Source organism: Herbidospora solisilvae (assembly GCF_009901565.1).
Taxonomy (GTDB): Bacteria; Actinomycetota; Actinomycetes; order Streptosporangiales; family Streptosporangiaceae; genus Herbidospora; species Herbidospora solisilvae.
The window spans coordinates 185,550-198,749 of record NZ_WXEW01000008.1; the positions used below are offsets into that span (position 1 = coordinate 185,550).

Genomic DNA, 13,200 nt, shown 5'->3' on the forward strand with positions numbered 1-13,200 from the left:
CCCGTGAACCTGCCCGGGGCCTGGCCGATCACCGACGACGTCGGGTCGATGCGTGACCGCATCGACGCGTTCGCCTCGGGTGCCGGGCTCACCGGAGCCCGCCTCCATGACCTCGTGTTCGCGGCCAACGAGGCGGTCGTCAACGTGCTCGAACACGGCGACGGCCTCGGCACCGTCCGGATCTGGCTGGAAGACGGCCAGGTCGTCGTGGAGGTGACCGACCGGGCCGGTCGGCTCACCCCCGCCCATCTCAGCCCTGCCCGGCCCTCGCTCGACGGCCGCCGCGGCTTCGGCCTGTGGCTCATGAGCGAGGTCTGCGACCAGCTGACGATCGAGCAGGGCGACGGCGGCTCCCGGGTGGAGATGCGCATGAACGTCGACGACGACGACTCGATCAAGCCCCGTGGCACGCAGCAGCGCCTGGGTGTGGCCGTGACGCGACTGGCGGCGGGGCCGCTGGTGACGGTCTCCGGCGACCTCGACGTCACCACCTCGCCGCAACTGCACGCCGTGGTCACCGACCTGCTGACCTCGGGCGACACCCACATCGCGGCCGACCTGTCGGAGCTCTCGTTCTGCGACTCCAGCGGGCTGCGGGTGCTGCTCGTCTCGACGGTCGCGGCCCGGGAGATGGGCGGGCTGATGGTCCTGGCCGGCGTGACCGGCCCGCTCGACCGGCTGCTCCGGCTGACCGGAAGCCTCACCGTGCTCGCCGTCCGCGACAACGCTGAGGAGGCGTTGAAACTCCTCTCCGAGCACCGGGCCGGTTCATGACCCACGAACTCGACGACCTGATCGCCCGGCTCCAGGAGGAGACCCGGCTCGTCGAGACCCTCCACGAGGTGGGCCGCGCGCTGGCCGCCGACCTCGACCTCCCCCGGATCGTGCGCACCGCCTGCGACGCCGCGACCTCGCTGACCGGGGCCGCCTTCGGCTCGTTCTTCTACAACGTCTACGACATGAACGGCGAGAGCTACTTCCTGTACGTGCTCTCCGGCGTCCCCCAGAGCGTGTTCGAGGGCTTCCCGATGCCGCGCAACACGAAGGTGTTCGACCCGACGTTCCAGGGCGAGGGCGTCATCCGCATGCACGACGTGCGCGCCGACCCCCGCTACGGCCACAACCCGCCCTACCACGGCATGCCCGAGGGCCACCTCGACGTGCGCAGCTATCTCGCGGTGCCGGTGGTCTCGCCGTCGGGCGAGGTGCTCGGCGGGTTCTTCTTCGGCCACCCCGAACCCGGCATGTTCACCGTCCGCCACGAGCAGCTCGCCTCCGGCGTGGCCGCGCAGGCCGCCGTGGCCATGGACAACGCCCGCCTCTACCAGCGCCACCGCGACGCCGCCGTGGAGCTCCAGCGCAGCCTGCTGTCCCCGTTACCGCACGTCCCCAAGGTGCGGCACGCCTGGCGCTACTACCCGGCCCACGGCATCGACGTCGGCGGCGACTGGGTCGACCTGATCCCGATCGACGACGGCCGGGTCGCGCTCGTGGTCGGCGACGTGATGGGCAAGGGCATCCAGGCCGCCGCCGTGATGGGGCAGATGCGCACGGCCGTACGGGCCCTGGCGGTCAGCCACATGTCGCCGGGCGAGATCCTGCGCCAGTCGGCCGTGGTGCTGCGGGCCGCCGACAAGGCCCGCCTGGTGACCTGCTGCCTCGCCGTCTACGACGCCGACGCCCAGACTCTGACCTGGGCCAACGCCGGGCAGCTCCCGATGCTGCTCGACGTCGCCGGCGGGCCCTACCGGTTCCTCGACGACGGCGCCGGACCGCCCCTGGGCGTGGTCGACTACAACTACGTCGAGCACAAGGTGCACTTCCCGCCCGGGGCCCGGCTGCTCCTCTACACCGACGGCCTGGTCGAGCGGCGCGACCGGGCGATCGACGCCGGCATGGGCGTGCTGAAGGCGCTCTGGCAGGGCACTCGTGACCTCGCCGACCTCGACGCGGTCGCCGACCGGCTCATCGCGGAGCTGGTCGACGTCCGCGCCCACGAAGACGACATCGCCCTGCTGGTCGTCACGACCGGCTGAAGGTGGTGGTGAGCTCCAGCGCCTGACCGGTGCGGGCCGACTCGTGCGCCTTCAGCATGATCTCCAGCGCGTGGCGGGCGACGTCGCCGCCCATGACCTCCTCGGCCGTGCCGTTCACGACGTCGGCGAGGTGGTCGACCAGCAGCGCCCGGCGCAGCTTGTCCACGCGCTGCTGGGCCGGCTCCAGGTGGGCGAGGTCGAGGTCGACCCAGCCGCTCAGCCCGGCGGCGGCCTCCAGCAGGAACAGGTCGATGCCCCGGCCGCCGTTCACCGGCAGGTTGTTCGGCAGGTTCAGAGTGCCCTTGCGGCCGAAGACCTCCAGGCGGGGGCCCTTGGCGGCGTTCACGTTGAAGGTGCCGTCGACGACGGCGAACGTGCCGCCGCCGAAGTCGAGCATGATCAGGGTGTTGTCATCGGTGGTGACGGTGATCTCCTTGCCGGCGTACGGGCCGGAGCGCACCACGCGGGTCGGCTCGGTGACGCCCGAGAACGCCGACACCCGCTTGGCCGGGCCGAGCAGGCCGAGCATCTCGTGGATGCCGTAGACGCCGACGTCGAACAGCGGGCCGGAACCCTCCTGGTAGAACCACGTCGGGTCGGTCGGCCAGTTCATCATCGAGGCCGGGCCCCCGTGGCTGGCCCGGACCTTGGCGAACGCGACCTTGCCGATGACCCCTTCGCGGATCAGCCGGGCCGCCTCGATGCGGCTCGGGTAGAGCATGTTGGGCGGCGAACAGACGATCTTGAGGCCGCTCGCGGCGGCCAGGTCGATGAGCGCGTCGGCCTCCTCCATCGTGGTGGCCAGCGGCTTCTCGGTCGCCAGGTGCTTGCCCGCCTCCAGGATCTTCAGCGAGGTCGGGCCGTGCGCCGGGATGGGGGTCAGGTTGAGCACCAGGTCGATGTCGGACGCGTCGAGCATCTCGTCGAGCGTGGCGTAGGTCTCCCGCGCGCCGTACGTCTTCGCGGCGGCGGCGGTGCGCTCCTCCACCGGGTCGCACAACGCGACCAGTTCCACCTTGTCGGCGATGTGGTGCAGGTTGGGCAGCACCCCGTAGTCGACCGTGGCGATCGCCCCGACCCCGAGGACCCCGAGCTTCAACATCAGACAGAACCCTTTCTCAACCCTTGACCGCGCCCGCGACCATGCCCTGCATGAGGCGCCTCTGGACCAGCAGGAAGAACACGACGACCGGGATGGTGAAGATCACGCTGGCCGCCATGACGCCGCCCCAGTCGGAGTAGTAGCTGGAGAAGAACTGCTGCAGCGCGACCGGGAGCGTCTCCCTGGACGACTGCTGCATGTACGTCGCCGAGAACATCAGCTCGTTCCACGACGTGATGAACCCGTAGATGGAACTGGCCGCCAGCCCCGGCCAGACGAGCGGGAACACGACGAGCCGCACGGCCTTCATCCGTGAGGCCCCGTCGACCATCGCCGACTCCTCCAGGGAGACCGGGATGTCCAGGAAGAAGCTCCGCAGCATGTACGTCGCCAGCCCCACCGTCAGCGCGAGGTGCGACAACACGAGCCCCTGGTAGGTGCCGAGCAGATCGGTGTTGCGCAGCACCACGAACAGCGGGATGACCAGCACCGTCTGCGGCAGCATCTGGATCGACAGGATCACGATCAGCAGGTAGCGCTTCATCGGCACGTTGAACCGCGCCAGCGCGTAGCCCGCCAGCAGCGCGATCAGCCCGGTGACGACCGTGGTGGCCCCGGCGACCAGCAGCGAGTTGAGGAACTGGCGCGGGATCGCCCCGGAGAACAACTCGGTGTAGCGCGACAGGATCGGCTCGTGCGGGATGAACTGCGGCGACACCGTGAAGATCTCGGTGTCCGGCTTGAGCGAGGTGACGATCATCCAGAAGAACGGGAACAGGCTCACCACGCAGATGAGCACCATCGCCGGATAGACGACGAGCCGCCGGGTCATGTGCCCTCCTTCGACAACCTCACGTAGACGGCGGTGATCCCGGCCAGCAGCACGAACGTGACGACGGCCATCGCCGCCGCGACGCCCTGGTCGAGCACCGTGAACGCCTGCAGCCAGGTCAGCAGCGACAGCACCTCGGTGCTGTGGCTCGGCCCGCCGGGCGGGGTGGTCATCACCAGGAAGTGGTCGAACGACTGGTACGCGAAGATCGTCGACATCACGCCGAGGATGGTCAGCAGCGGCTTCATCATCGGCAGCCGGACCCTGATCAGCTGCTGGTAGAAGCCCGCGCCGTCGACCCGGGCCGCCTCCAGCACCTCACCGCGCGTCGCGCGCAGCCCGGCCAGCATCGAGATCGCGATGAACGGCACCGAGTGCCACACCACGGCGATCGTGATGGCGACCAGCGAGGCGAAGCCGTCGTTGAACCAGGCGTAGCCCCGGAAGGAGTCGAAGCCGAGGGAGACCAGCAGCCAGTTGGCGATGCCGTACTGGTCGTTGAACATCCACTTCCAGATGATGCCGCTGGCCACCCGGGGCATCGCCCAGGGCAGCAGCACGACCACCGTGACGATCCTGGCCGTCCACGACCCGGCGTCCAGGACGAGCGCGATGGCCAGGCTGATCAGCAGGGTGGTGACCACGCAGACGACCGCGAAGACCGTCGTGCGGAGCAGCGCGGCCAGGAAGTAGGGGTCGCCGAAGATCTCGGTGTAGTTATCGACGCCGTTGAAGGCCCCGGTCATGAGGTATTCGCCCTCGTGGAACGAGAGCCAGACGGTCCGCACGATGGGGTAGCCGACCACTCCCAGGATCACCGCCAGGAGGGGGGCGAGCAGGAGACTCGGCAGGCCGAACCGGTCCCATCGGGACCGGGTCCGGCTTCCCGAGCGGGCGGGCACAACGGAGTGCTGTGCCCGCCTGCTGGTGGTAGAGGTCATTGTTGTCCGATCGCGGCGTCAATCTGCGAGGCCAGTTCCTGCATGGCCGCTTCGGGCGTCTTCTGCCCGTTCATGATCGCCTGCATCGCGTTGACGATGGCCCCGGTGCCCTCCACCTTGCCCCACGTGGCCACCGGCGGGATCGACCGCGTGTTCGGCGCCTGCTCGGCGTAGGCCCGCAGCAGCGGGGTGGAGAACGAACCGCTGGTGCGCTCCTTCTCCAGGGCGTCGACGGTCGCCGGAAGGAGACCGATCTTGGTGGTGACCGGCACGAGGTTCTCGGTCTTCATCAGGAAGTCCACGAAGCTCTTGGCGGTCGCCTTGTTGTCGCACCCCTTGAAGATGGCCAGGTTGCTGCCGCCCGCGAAGGTGTCGTTGTTGCCGCCGGGGCCGGCCGGCAGCGGCGCGGTGGCGAGCTGCTGCTCCATCCCGGGGTTCTGCGCGAGGATCGTCTTCAGGTCCCACGAACCGCCGACCATCATGCCGATCTGCCCGAGCGCGAACGCCTTGGACGCGTCGGCGCCCTGCCAGGTGGCCGCCCCTTCGGGGGCCAGCTTGTGCTTGGTCAGCAGGTCGGCGTAGAAGGTGAAGGCCGCGACCGCCTCGGGCGAGTCGACCTTGGCCTTCCAGGCGCCGCCCTCCTGGACGGCGATCTCGCCGCCCCAGTTCCAGATCATCGGCAGCCAGTACCACTGGTTGCCGCCGATGATGCCGAAGCCGTTGACGCCGGGGTTGTCCTGCTGCACCTTCGTGGCCGAGCTCAGCACCTCGTCCCAGGTCTTGGGGGCCGCCAGGCCGGCCTTGTCGAAGAGGTCCTTGCGGTAGATGAGCGCCCGCACGCCGGTGTCGTAGGGCACCGCGTACGAGACGCCGTCGAGCACGGTCGAGTCGATCATGCTCTGGGTGTAGACGCCCTTCATCGACGCCGGGTCCTGCGCGATCGGCTCCAGGGCCTGGAGGCCGGCGAACTCCGGGCTCCAGGTGTTGCCGATGAGCGCGACACAGGGCACGGTGCCGCCGGCGATGCTGGTCAGATAGGTCTTGTGCGCGTCGGCGCCGAGGAACCGCAGGTTCACCTTGGTGCCGGGGTGGGCGGTCTCGTAGTCCTTGGCGAGCTGGACGATCGTCGGCTGCTGGGCGGCGCCGATCGGGTCGCCCATCCACACGTCGATGGGGCCGGTGACCTCACCGGTCGCGTTGCCCTCCGCGGCGTCATCCGAGCCGCAGGCCGAGGCGAGCATGAGTGCGGCCGCCGCCGACGTGGCGGTGATGACCTTCAGTGCGCTTTTCCACGGTCGTTGCATTTCTTCTCCTGGCAATGGCGGTCGCGAAAGCGGTGTATGAGCGCCCCCCGTGCGCATTGGTCCTGGGTCAGGCAGCCCGTGGGCTACCGGTGGCGTTCCTCCAGGTGGAGGAACTCCTCGAAGAGCGGTTCGTACACGTTCGCCAGGTTCGGATCGGCGGGCACGGTCCTGGCGACCCGTGTCCACCGCTCGTGGGACGCCCGTCCGGACAGGGCTCGGTCGGCGATCATGGCCGTGCCGAGGATCCCGGCCTCGGTCGTCTCGGGGACCGTCAGGTCCCGCTTCAGCACGGCCGCGAGGATGCGCAGCCAGAGGTCGCTGCGGGCGCCGCCGCCGACCGCGACCAGCTCCGCCGGGTCGCGCTGGTCGAGCGCGGCCCCGGCGATGGCGCGGAGCCAGAAGGCGGTGCCCTCCATCACGGCTCTCGCCAGGTCTGCGGCACCGTGGGCGAGGGTCAGGCCGTGCACGGACCCCCGGGCGGACCGGTCGTGGCCCATGCCGCGCTCGCCCATCAGGTGGGGCAGGACGACCACGCCGCGGGAGCCGGGCGGGACCGACTCCGCCGCCGCGACCGCTTCGGGGGCTCCTCTGCCGGTCAGCTCGGCGATCCAGTCGAGCGCCGACCCCGTCGAGGTCGCGGCGGCGAAACACAGGGGGTCGGTCAGCGCGGCGGCGGCCCGCGCGGACGCGAAGCCGCCCACGGCGCCGGCCGTGCCGAGATAGACGCAGGCCCGCCCCGGGAGCACCGCCGCCGAGCCGAGCAGGGTGGCCATCCAGTCGCCGGTGCCCATGACGACCGGGGTGCCCTCGGGCAGCCCGGTCGCGGCGGCGGCCTCTCTCGTGACCGCTCCGGCGACGTCGAGCGGCTCGCCGATCGGCGGCAGCCGGTCGGGCGAGATGCCCGCCTGGGTGGCGACCGCCGGCGACCAGGCGCCGTCGCGCAGGAAGCCGGTGCCGCCCGCCTCGTAGCGGTCGGTGGCGGCCTCGCCGGTCAGCCGCATCCGCAGGAAGTCCTTGACCGGCAGATACCACCGGGCCAGCACGGCCAGCGGGTCGCGTTCGGCCCACCACGCCACCCGGTCGGCCGCGCTCGGCCCGTCCGGACGCTGGTCGGGCCACAACAACGCGGGCCCGAGGACCTTGCCCTCGTCGGTGACCGGCACGACCGTGTGCATGAAACCGGAGATCGCGACCGCCCGCACGTCGTGGACGGGCAGCCGGGAGACGCACGACACCAGCGCCCGCCACCACATCTCCGGGTCGGCCTGCGCGGCGGTCGTCTCGGGGTGCTCGACCGGCGTGCGCCGCGAGGTCATGGCGACGATGCGCCCTTCGCCGTCGACGACGGCCGCCTTCGCGCCGCTCGACCCCTGGTCGATCGCCAGGACGTGCATGCCGGTCACCCCCTTCTAGGGCTCGATCAGGACCTTCATCGCCAGGGACCGCTCCTTCTCGTCGGCGGCGGTGAACGCCTCGACGATCCGGTCGAGCGGGAACCGGTGGGTGATCAGCGCGTCGGCCGCGACCTGGTTCCCGGCCACCAGCCGCAGCGCCTCGGCGTACGCGCCGGGGCCGTAGCTGTTGGACCAGTGGACGGAGACCTCGCGCACGTAGGCGACGTGCGGTTCCAGGCGCGGCGGGGTCGGGTAGACGCCCAGCACGCACACCGGGGAGCCCTCGGCCGCCGACTCGACCGCCTGCTGGAGCGTCACGTCCGGGATGGCGACGGCGTCGACGACCAGGTCGGCGCCCTTGCCCTCGGTGAAGTCCTCGATGCCGGCCCGGGCGTCGTGGGCGAAGGCCACCTCGTCGGCCGCGCCCGCCTCGAGCGCCAGGTCGAGGAACGCCTTCGCCGTGCCGGTCAGCAGCACCTTGACCCCGTGGGCACGCAGCACCTGGCCCATGGTCAGGCCCATCGTGCCGCTGCCCAGGACGACCGCCCTGCTCCCGGCGGGCGTCCGCACCAGGTTGTGGGTGTGCACGCCGCACGCGTAGCAGTCGAGGATGGCCCCCGCCGCGAGGGAGACCGAGTCCGGCAACACGTGGACCCGTTCGGCGGGGGCCAGGTCGTATTCGGCGAAGCCCTCGCTGGTCACGTGGACGTCGCCGACGTAGCCCCGCCTGCGGCACAGGTGCGACCGGCCGTTGCGGCAGGGCGGGCACTGGCCGCAGGCGATGAGGTGCTTCGGCTCGACGGCGACCCGCTGACCCACGTGCAGGCCGGTCACGCCGTCGCCGAGCGCGGCGATCTCGCCGGCCAGCTCGTGGCCGTCCCGGCCGGGCTTGTCGGGGCTGTGCTGCCACGGGCCCTGGCCACGGAAGGCCAGCACGTCGCTGCCGCAGACACCGGCCGCGCCGACCCGCACCAGCACTTCGCCGGGGCCGGGCAGCGGGATCGCCATCTCCTCGATCCGGATGTCCCGGCCGCCGCGGAAGACGGCCGCACGCATCATCTCTCAGGCTCCTGTTCTCTGGGCAGATTCTTGGCGCGGGCCACGGCCGGCCTTCGGCCGCCCGCAGCCCGCTTACAGCGGGACGTTGAGGTGCTTGGCGGCCACGTCGACGCTCGCGCCGCCGTGCACGATCTCGACCAGGGCCGCGACCATCCGGTCGGGCCGTTCGGCCTCGACGATGTTGCGGCCGTAGACGATGCCGCTCGCCCCGGCCTCGATGGCGTCGTGGGCCATCTGCAGCGCGTGCAGCGGGGTCGGCTTCATCGGGCCGCCGAGCGCGAGCACCGGGACCAGGCAGCCCTCGACGACCTCGCGGTACTCCTCGGGGGTGCCGGTGTACTGGGCCTTCACGAAGTCGGCGCCCGCCTCGGCCGACACCCGCGCGCCGTGGGCGATGTTGGCCAGCGTGTGGGCCTCCAGGGCCTTGAAGCCGACCGGGATCGGCTCGGCCATCACCGGCATGCCCCACCTGTCGGCCTCGGCGCACAGTTCGCGCAGCTCGCCCATCTTGGTGACCTCGGGGTTGCCCGGGAACACCTTGAGCTCCAGCGCGTCGGCGCCCCAGCGGACGGCCTGCTCGACGCCGTACCCGGCCGAGGGGATCTCGCTGTCGAGGGCCAGGATGAGACCGGTGCCGCCGAGCTCGTCGGCCGCCGCGCGGGCCAGGCCGATCGTGGCCAGGATCGCGTCGACGCCGCCGTCGACGACGCGCTTGACCGCCGCGCGGCCCCGCTCCAGGCCGGGGGCGACGCCCTTGGTGATCCCGGCGTCCATGGCGGCGATCACGGCCCGCCCGTCGGGGGCGAACACGTGGTGCATGCGACGACGGGGCCAGTGGGTGCTCATTTCTCTCCTTCTGCGACAACCAGGGACTTCAGGCCCCGTTGCTGTCTCGTCGTTTCGAAGGCTTCGGCGACCGCGGCGAGCGGGAACCGGTGGCTGATCAGCGGGGCGACGTCGACCTGGCCGAACCGGAGCAGGCGCAGGGCGGTCGCGAAGTCGTTGGGGATGAAGTCGTGGCTGCCGTTGATCGCGACCTGGTCGTAGTGGGGCACGTCGGGGTTGAGGGCGATGGCGCCCTTCGGGTGGGTGCCGGCGAACAGGTTGACCGCGCCGTTCTTGGCCACCAGGCCGAACGCCGCCTCGATGACCGCCGGGATTCCGACGGTGACGATCACGATGTCGGCGCCGCGCCCGTCGGTGAGGTCGAGGACCGCCTCCCGCTGGTTCGCCACCTCGGCGACGTCGTGGGCGCCGAGTTCCCGGGCTGCCTTCAGCCGGTCGGCCTTCATGTCGGTGACGATGACCCGGCCGCCCCTGGCCCTGGCGACCTGGGTGTGCAGCAGGCCGATCGGGCCCGCGCCGACGACCAGCACGTTCTCGGCGAGCGGCAGCGGCAGCGCGCGGTGGGCGTTGACGACGCAGGCCAGCGGCTCGGCGAAGCTCGCCGCCTCGAAGCTCACGCCGTCGGCGAGCCTGGTGAGCTGCGCCACCGGCATGACCGTCGCGTCGGCGAAGCCGGCGATCGGGTACTTGACGAGGTTCTCGCAGAAGTTGGCCGCGCCGCGCACGCACTGGTGACACCGGCCGCAGACGCCGCGCCAGTCGACCGCGACCCGGTCGCCGACCTGGAGGTCGCCGGTGTCGCCGCTGCCGAGTTCGGTCACGACGCCGGCGATCTCGTGGCCGGGCGTCCACGGGTCGCGCTTGGCGGCCGTCGCGGCAGTGTAGCTGCGGATGTCGCTGGGGCAGACGCCCGAGGCGTGAATCCTGATGACGGCCTGGCCCTCGCCCGCCTTCGGGTCGGGCCTTTCCTCTACACGCAGGTCGTTGTGGCCGTACAGCAGAGCTGATTTCACGCCGACCCCTTTCCCAGCAGCCGGTCAGGCTGCCTGCTTGTCTGGCAGGTTTGAAATGGTGCCTCGTGTCACAGAGCCGAACAAGGCTCCGTTTGTCACGATTTGGTGTTATTGAAAGAGTTCGCGGAGCACGCGGATGGTTCTGAGCTGGTCCTCGGGACCGCCACCCTCGTGGTTGTTGTACGGCCACACCGTGATGTCCTTCGGCCCCTGGTAGGCGTTGAAGGCGGCGTACACGGTCGACGGCGGGCAGACGCCGTCCATCAGCGCGACGGAGAACGACCCGCGGCAGGTCGCCCGCGCCGCGAAGGCGGTCGCGTCGAAGTAGGCGAGCGTGGCGAACGCCCGCTCCCACTTCGTGCGGTGGATCGAGCACCAGCGCACGATCTCGGCGTAGGGCTCCCGTTCGGTGATCGCGGTGCCCCTGCGGAAGGCCGACAGGAACGGGACGTGCGGGATCGCGCCCCGCACGTCGTCGCGCAGACCGGCCACGACCAGCGACAACGCGCCACCCTGGGACCTGCCGGTGACGGCGGTTTCGCCGACGCCCGGATGTCGTCTGACCGCGTCGACGGCTCTCACGGCGTCGGTGTAGAGGCGGCGGTAGTAGTAGTCGTCGGGATCGAGGATGCCCCGCGTCAGGTAACCGGGCACGGCCGGGCCGGTCGCCGACGGGTCTCCCGTGTCGCCGGCCCGCCACGAGCTGCCCTGACCCCGGGTGTCCATGATGAAGTGGCCGAAACCCGACGACACATAGGCCAGCGACTCGATCGGGATGCCGCGGCCCGAGCCGTACCCGAGATACTCCACCGCCGTCGGGACGGGGCCGGACCTGTTGGCGGGCAGCAGCAACCACCCCTTGATGGGGTCGCCGCCGTAGCCGGTGAACGTGACGTCCCAGGTGTCGACCGTGGTCAGACCCGCGTCGTGGGGCTCGAAGACCACGTCCAGCGGCGGCTGCTCCTTGAGGGTGCGGGCCCAGAAGTCGTCGAAGTCGGCCGGTTCCGGTTCGGGGTAGCGGTATTCGCGGAGCTGGGGGAGCGGGAGGTCGAACTGCGGCACTGTCTCACCCCTTGAGATTCGGGAAGAGCCGGGCGGGATTGGTCTCGGCGACGGTGGTCAGGTCGGGGCCCAGGAGTTCGGCCGCCTCGTGGAGGCAGGCCGCGACCGTCTTCGCGTCGACGAACGGGAAGTCCGAGCCGATGAGGAGACGTTCCGGGCCGGCCAGCGCCAGCGCCGAGCCGAGGGCGTAGGGGGTGGTGGCGAGGGCGAAGTCGTAGTGGAAGCGGCGTAGTGCGCGGTAGATCCCGCCCTCGCCCACCTGCTCCAGTTCCGGCAGGGGTTCGGCGATGGCGAGGCGTCCGGCCAGGTAGGGGGCGGTGCCGCCGCAGTGGGAGAAGATCCAGGTGATGCCGGGGTAGCGGTCGTGGGCGCCGTTCAGGGTCAGGTTGACGATGGCCCGGGTGGTGTCGAAGACGTACTCGATCAGCGACGGCCGCAGGTGGATCTCGGCGGCCGGGTAGTGCACCGGCAACTGCGGGTGGACGTGCACCACGGCCCCCCGCCTGTCGAGCTCGGCCAGCACCGGCTCGAAGGCCGGATCGCCCAGATACCGTCCCGCGTAGTTGGTCAGCAGGCCGACCCCGGCGAACGCGTCGTGGCCGGCCCACCGCTCGATCATGTGCAGCGCGTCGCCCACCGACGGCAGCGGCACCGCCACGAACGCCCGGAACCTGCCCGGGTGTTCGGCGACCGTCGCGGCCAGGTCGGCGTTGGTGCGCTCGCACAACTCGCGGGCGAGCGCCTGGTCGCCGTCGAAGAAGAACCCGGGCGACCCGGCGGACAACACCGCCAGGTCGATGCCCAGGTCGTCCATCATCGCGAGCGAGGCTCCGGCCGACCAGGCGGGCAGGCCGACACCGGGCTGCGCGCCGATCCCCAGGCCTTCGAGGACCTCGGCGTAGGCCGGGAAGATCGCGTGGTGGTGGACGTCGACGCGCATGGTCACGAATCGAGGACCGCGTAGGCCCGGTAGTTGGACGAGCCGGGGCCCGCCGCGCGGTTCTTCATGATCGCGGTGGCCGTGTAGGCGGGCGAGGAGTTCGGCGGCTCGTTGAGGGCCGGGAGCGGGCCGCCCTTGGCCGGCTCCCGCGCTTCGAGCGCGTCCTTGATGGCCGCGCAGAACTCCGGCAGGTCGTTGGGCAGCCGGGAGGTGATCAGGTTGCCGTCGACCACGACCGGTTCGTCCTTGAACAACGCGCCGGCGTTGATGACGTCGTCCTTGATGGTCGCCACGCAGGTCGCCTGCCGTCCCGACACGATCCCGGCGGTGGCCAGCATCCAGCCGGCGTGGCAGATGGCCGCCACGACCAGGTTGCGGGTGTCGGCGTCCCTGACCAGCTTCACCATGTCGGGGTTGCGCCGCAGGTACTCGGGGGAGAAGCCGCCCGGGATGATCACGGCGTCGACCGAGTCGAGGTCGACGTCCTGCACGGTGAGGTCGGCGCGGGCGGGGTAGCCGATCTTGCTGGCGTACACCTCGTCCGTCGACGGGCCCACCACCCGCACCTGCGCGCCGTCCTCGCGGAAACGCAGGACCGGATACCAGAGCTCCAGCTCCTGGTAGAGGTTCTCGACCAGCACGACGATCCGTGCCTGTGACAGTTCCACGTT

General features: G+C 70.9%; 13 protein-coding genes. 2 read left to right on the top strand and 11 right to left on the bottom strand.

Annotated elements, in window-relative coordinates; translation table 11 throughout:
• The first annotated feature begins 3 nt into the window (after nucleotides 1-3).
• Together GT755_RS26740 and GT755_RS26745 are read left to right on the top strand one after the other, a co-directional pair.
• Nucleotides 4-774, top strand: a complete 771-nt coding sequence (locus GT755_RS26740) for an anti-sigma factor antagonist (RefSeq protein WP_161482375.1) — start codon at nucleotides 4-6, stop codon at nucleotides 772-774.
• Complete coding sequence (locus GT755_RS26745; protein ID WP_161482376.1) at nucleotides 771-2,036, top strand: PP2C family protein-serine/threonine phosphatase; 1,266 nt, start codon at nucleotides 771-773, stop codon at nucleotides 2,034-2,036. Before GT755_RS26740 ends, GT755_RS26745 begins: the two co-directional genes overlap by 4 nt.
• On the opposite strand, the gene GT755_RS26750 is transcribed toward GT755_RS26745, so the two are convergent.
• From GT755_RS26750 to GT755_RS26800, 11 genes are all read right to left on the bottom strand, one after another.
• On the bottom strand, nucleotides 2,023-3,138 hold the full coding sequence (locus GT755_RS26750) for a Gfo/Idh/MocA family protein (RefSeq protein ID WP_161482377.1): 1,116 nt from the start codon (nucleotides 3,136-3,138) through the stop codon (nucleotides 2,023-2,025). The two genes, GT755_RS26745 and GT755_RS26750, sit on opposite strands and share 14 nt — an antisense overlap.
• A gap of 16 nt (nucleotides 3,139-3,154) precedes the next feature.
• Entirely contained in the window at nucleotides 3,155-3,970 is an 816-nt protein-coding gene (locus GT755_RS26755) for a carbohydrate ABC transporter permease (RefSeq protein WP_161482378.1), read from the bottom strand.
• Nucleotides 3,967-4,911 (bottom strand): carbohydrate ABC transporter permease, encoded by a 945-nt coding sequence (locus GT755_RS26760; protein WP_161482379.1) that lies wholly within the window; start codon nucleotides 4,909-4,911, stop codon nucleotides 3,967-3,969. The genes GT755_RS26755 and GT755_RS26760 overlap by 4 nt, the downstream gene beginning before the upstream one ends.
• Complete coding sequence (locus GT755_RS26765; RefSeq protein WP_161482380.1) at nucleotides 4,908-6,215, bottom strand: extracellular solute-binding protein; 1,308 nt, start codon at nucleotides 6,213-6,215, stop codon at nucleotides 4,908-4,910. The genes GT755_RS26760 and GT755_RS26765 overlap by 4 nt, the downstream gene beginning before the upstream one ends.
• 83 nt (nucleotides 6,216-6,298) lie before the next feature.
• Complete coding sequence (locus GT755_RS26770) at nucleotides 6,299-7,609, bottom strand: xylulokinase (protein ID WP_161482381.1); 1,311 nt, start codon at nucleotides 7,607-7,609, stop codon at nucleotides 6,299-6,301.
• 15 nt (nucleotides 7,610-7,624) lie between these two features.
• A complete protein-coding gene (locus GT755_RS26775) occupies nucleotides 7,625-8,668 on the bottom strand; it encodes a zinc-dependent alcohol dehydrogenase (RefSeq protein ID WP_161482382.1) in 1,044 nt (347 codons plus the stop codon).
• A gap of 72 nt (nucleotides 8,669-8,740) precedes the next feature.
• On the bottom strand, nucleotides 8,741-9,514 hold the full coding sequence (locus GT755_RS26780) for a class I fructose-bisphosphate aldolase (protein WP_161482383.1): 774 nt from the start codon (nucleotides 9,512-9,514) through the stop codon (nucleotides 8,741-8,743).
• A complete protein-coding gene (locus GT755_RS26785) occupies nucleotides 9,511-10,527 on the bottom strand; it encodes an alcohol dehydrogenase catalytic domain-containing protein (RefSeq protein ID WP_161482384.1) in 1,017 nt (338 codons plus the stop codon). Before GT755_RS26785 ends, GT755_RS26780 begins: the two co-directional genes overlap by 4 nt.
• A gap of 108 nt (nucleotides 10,528-10,635) precedes the next feature.
• Nucleotides 10,636-11,589 carry an acetylxylan esterase gene (locus GT755_RS26790; protein WP_161482385.1) on the bottom strand — a complete coding sequence of 318 codons (954 nt, stop codon included), beginning with the start codon at nucleotides 11,587-11,589 and terminating at the stop codon, nucleotides 10,636-10,638.
• Between the two features lie 4 nt (nucleotides 11,590-11,593).
• Nucleotides 11,594-12,529 carry an amidohydrolase family protein gene (locus GT755_RS26795; protein WP_161482386.1) on the bottom strand — a complete coding sequence of 312 codons (936 nt, stop codon included), beginning with the start codon at nucleotides 12,527-12,529 and terminating at the stop codon, nucleotides 11,594-11,596.
• 2 nt (nucleotides 12,530-12,531) lie between these two features.
• Nucleotides 12,532-13,197 carry a type 1 glutamine amidotransferase domain-containing protein gene (locus tag GT755_RS26800; protein WP_161482387.1) on the bottom strand — a complete coding sequence of 222 codons (666 nt, stop codon included), beginning with the start codon at nucleotides 13,195-13,197 and terminating at the stop codon, nucleotides 12,532-12,534.
• Nucleotides 13,198-13,200 lie beyond the last annotated feature (3 nt).

What these genes read in the sequence shown, in the direction of transcription:
- GT755_RS26745 (WP_161482376.1), top strand. Translation starts at nt 771, where the DNA reads ATGACCCACGAACTCGACGACCTGATCGCCCGGCTCCAGGAGGAGACC.
- GT755_RS26750 (WP_161482377.1), bottom strand. Translation starts at nt 3,138, where the DNA reads ATGTTGAAGCTCGGGGTCCTCGGGGTCGGGGCGATCGCCACGGTCGAC.
- GT755_RS26755 (WP_161482378.1), bottom strand. Translation starts at nt 3,970, where the DNA reads ATGACCCGGCGGCTCGTCGTCTATCCGGCGATGGTGCTCATCTGCGTG.
- GT755_RS26760 (WP_161482379.1), bottom strand. Translation starts at nt 4,911, where the DNA reads ATGACCTCTACCACCAGCAGGCGGGCACAGCACTCCGTTGTGCCCGCC.
- GT755_RS26765 (WP_161482380.1), bottom strand. Translation starts at nt 6,215, where the DNA reads ATGCAACGACCGTGGAAAAGCGCACTGAAGGTCATCACCGCCACGTCG.
- GT755_RS26770 (WP_161482381.1), bottom strand. Translation starts at nt 7,609, where the DNA reads ATGCACGTCCTGGCGATCGACCAGGGGTCGAGCGGCGCGAAGGCGGCC.
- GT755_RS26775 (WP_161482382.1), bottom strand. Translation starts at nt 8,668, where the DNA reads ATGATGCGTGCGGCCGTCTTCCGCGGCGGCCGGGACATCCGGATCGAG.
- GT755_RS26780 (WP_161482383.1), bottom strand. Translation starts at nt 9,514, where the DNA reads ATGAGCACCCACTGGCCCCGTCGTCGCATGCACCACGTGTTCGCCCCC.
- GT755_RS26795 (WP_161482386.1), bottom strand. Translation starts at nt 12,529, where the DNA reads ATGCGCGTCGACGTCCACCACCACGCGATCTTCCCGGCCTACGCCGAG.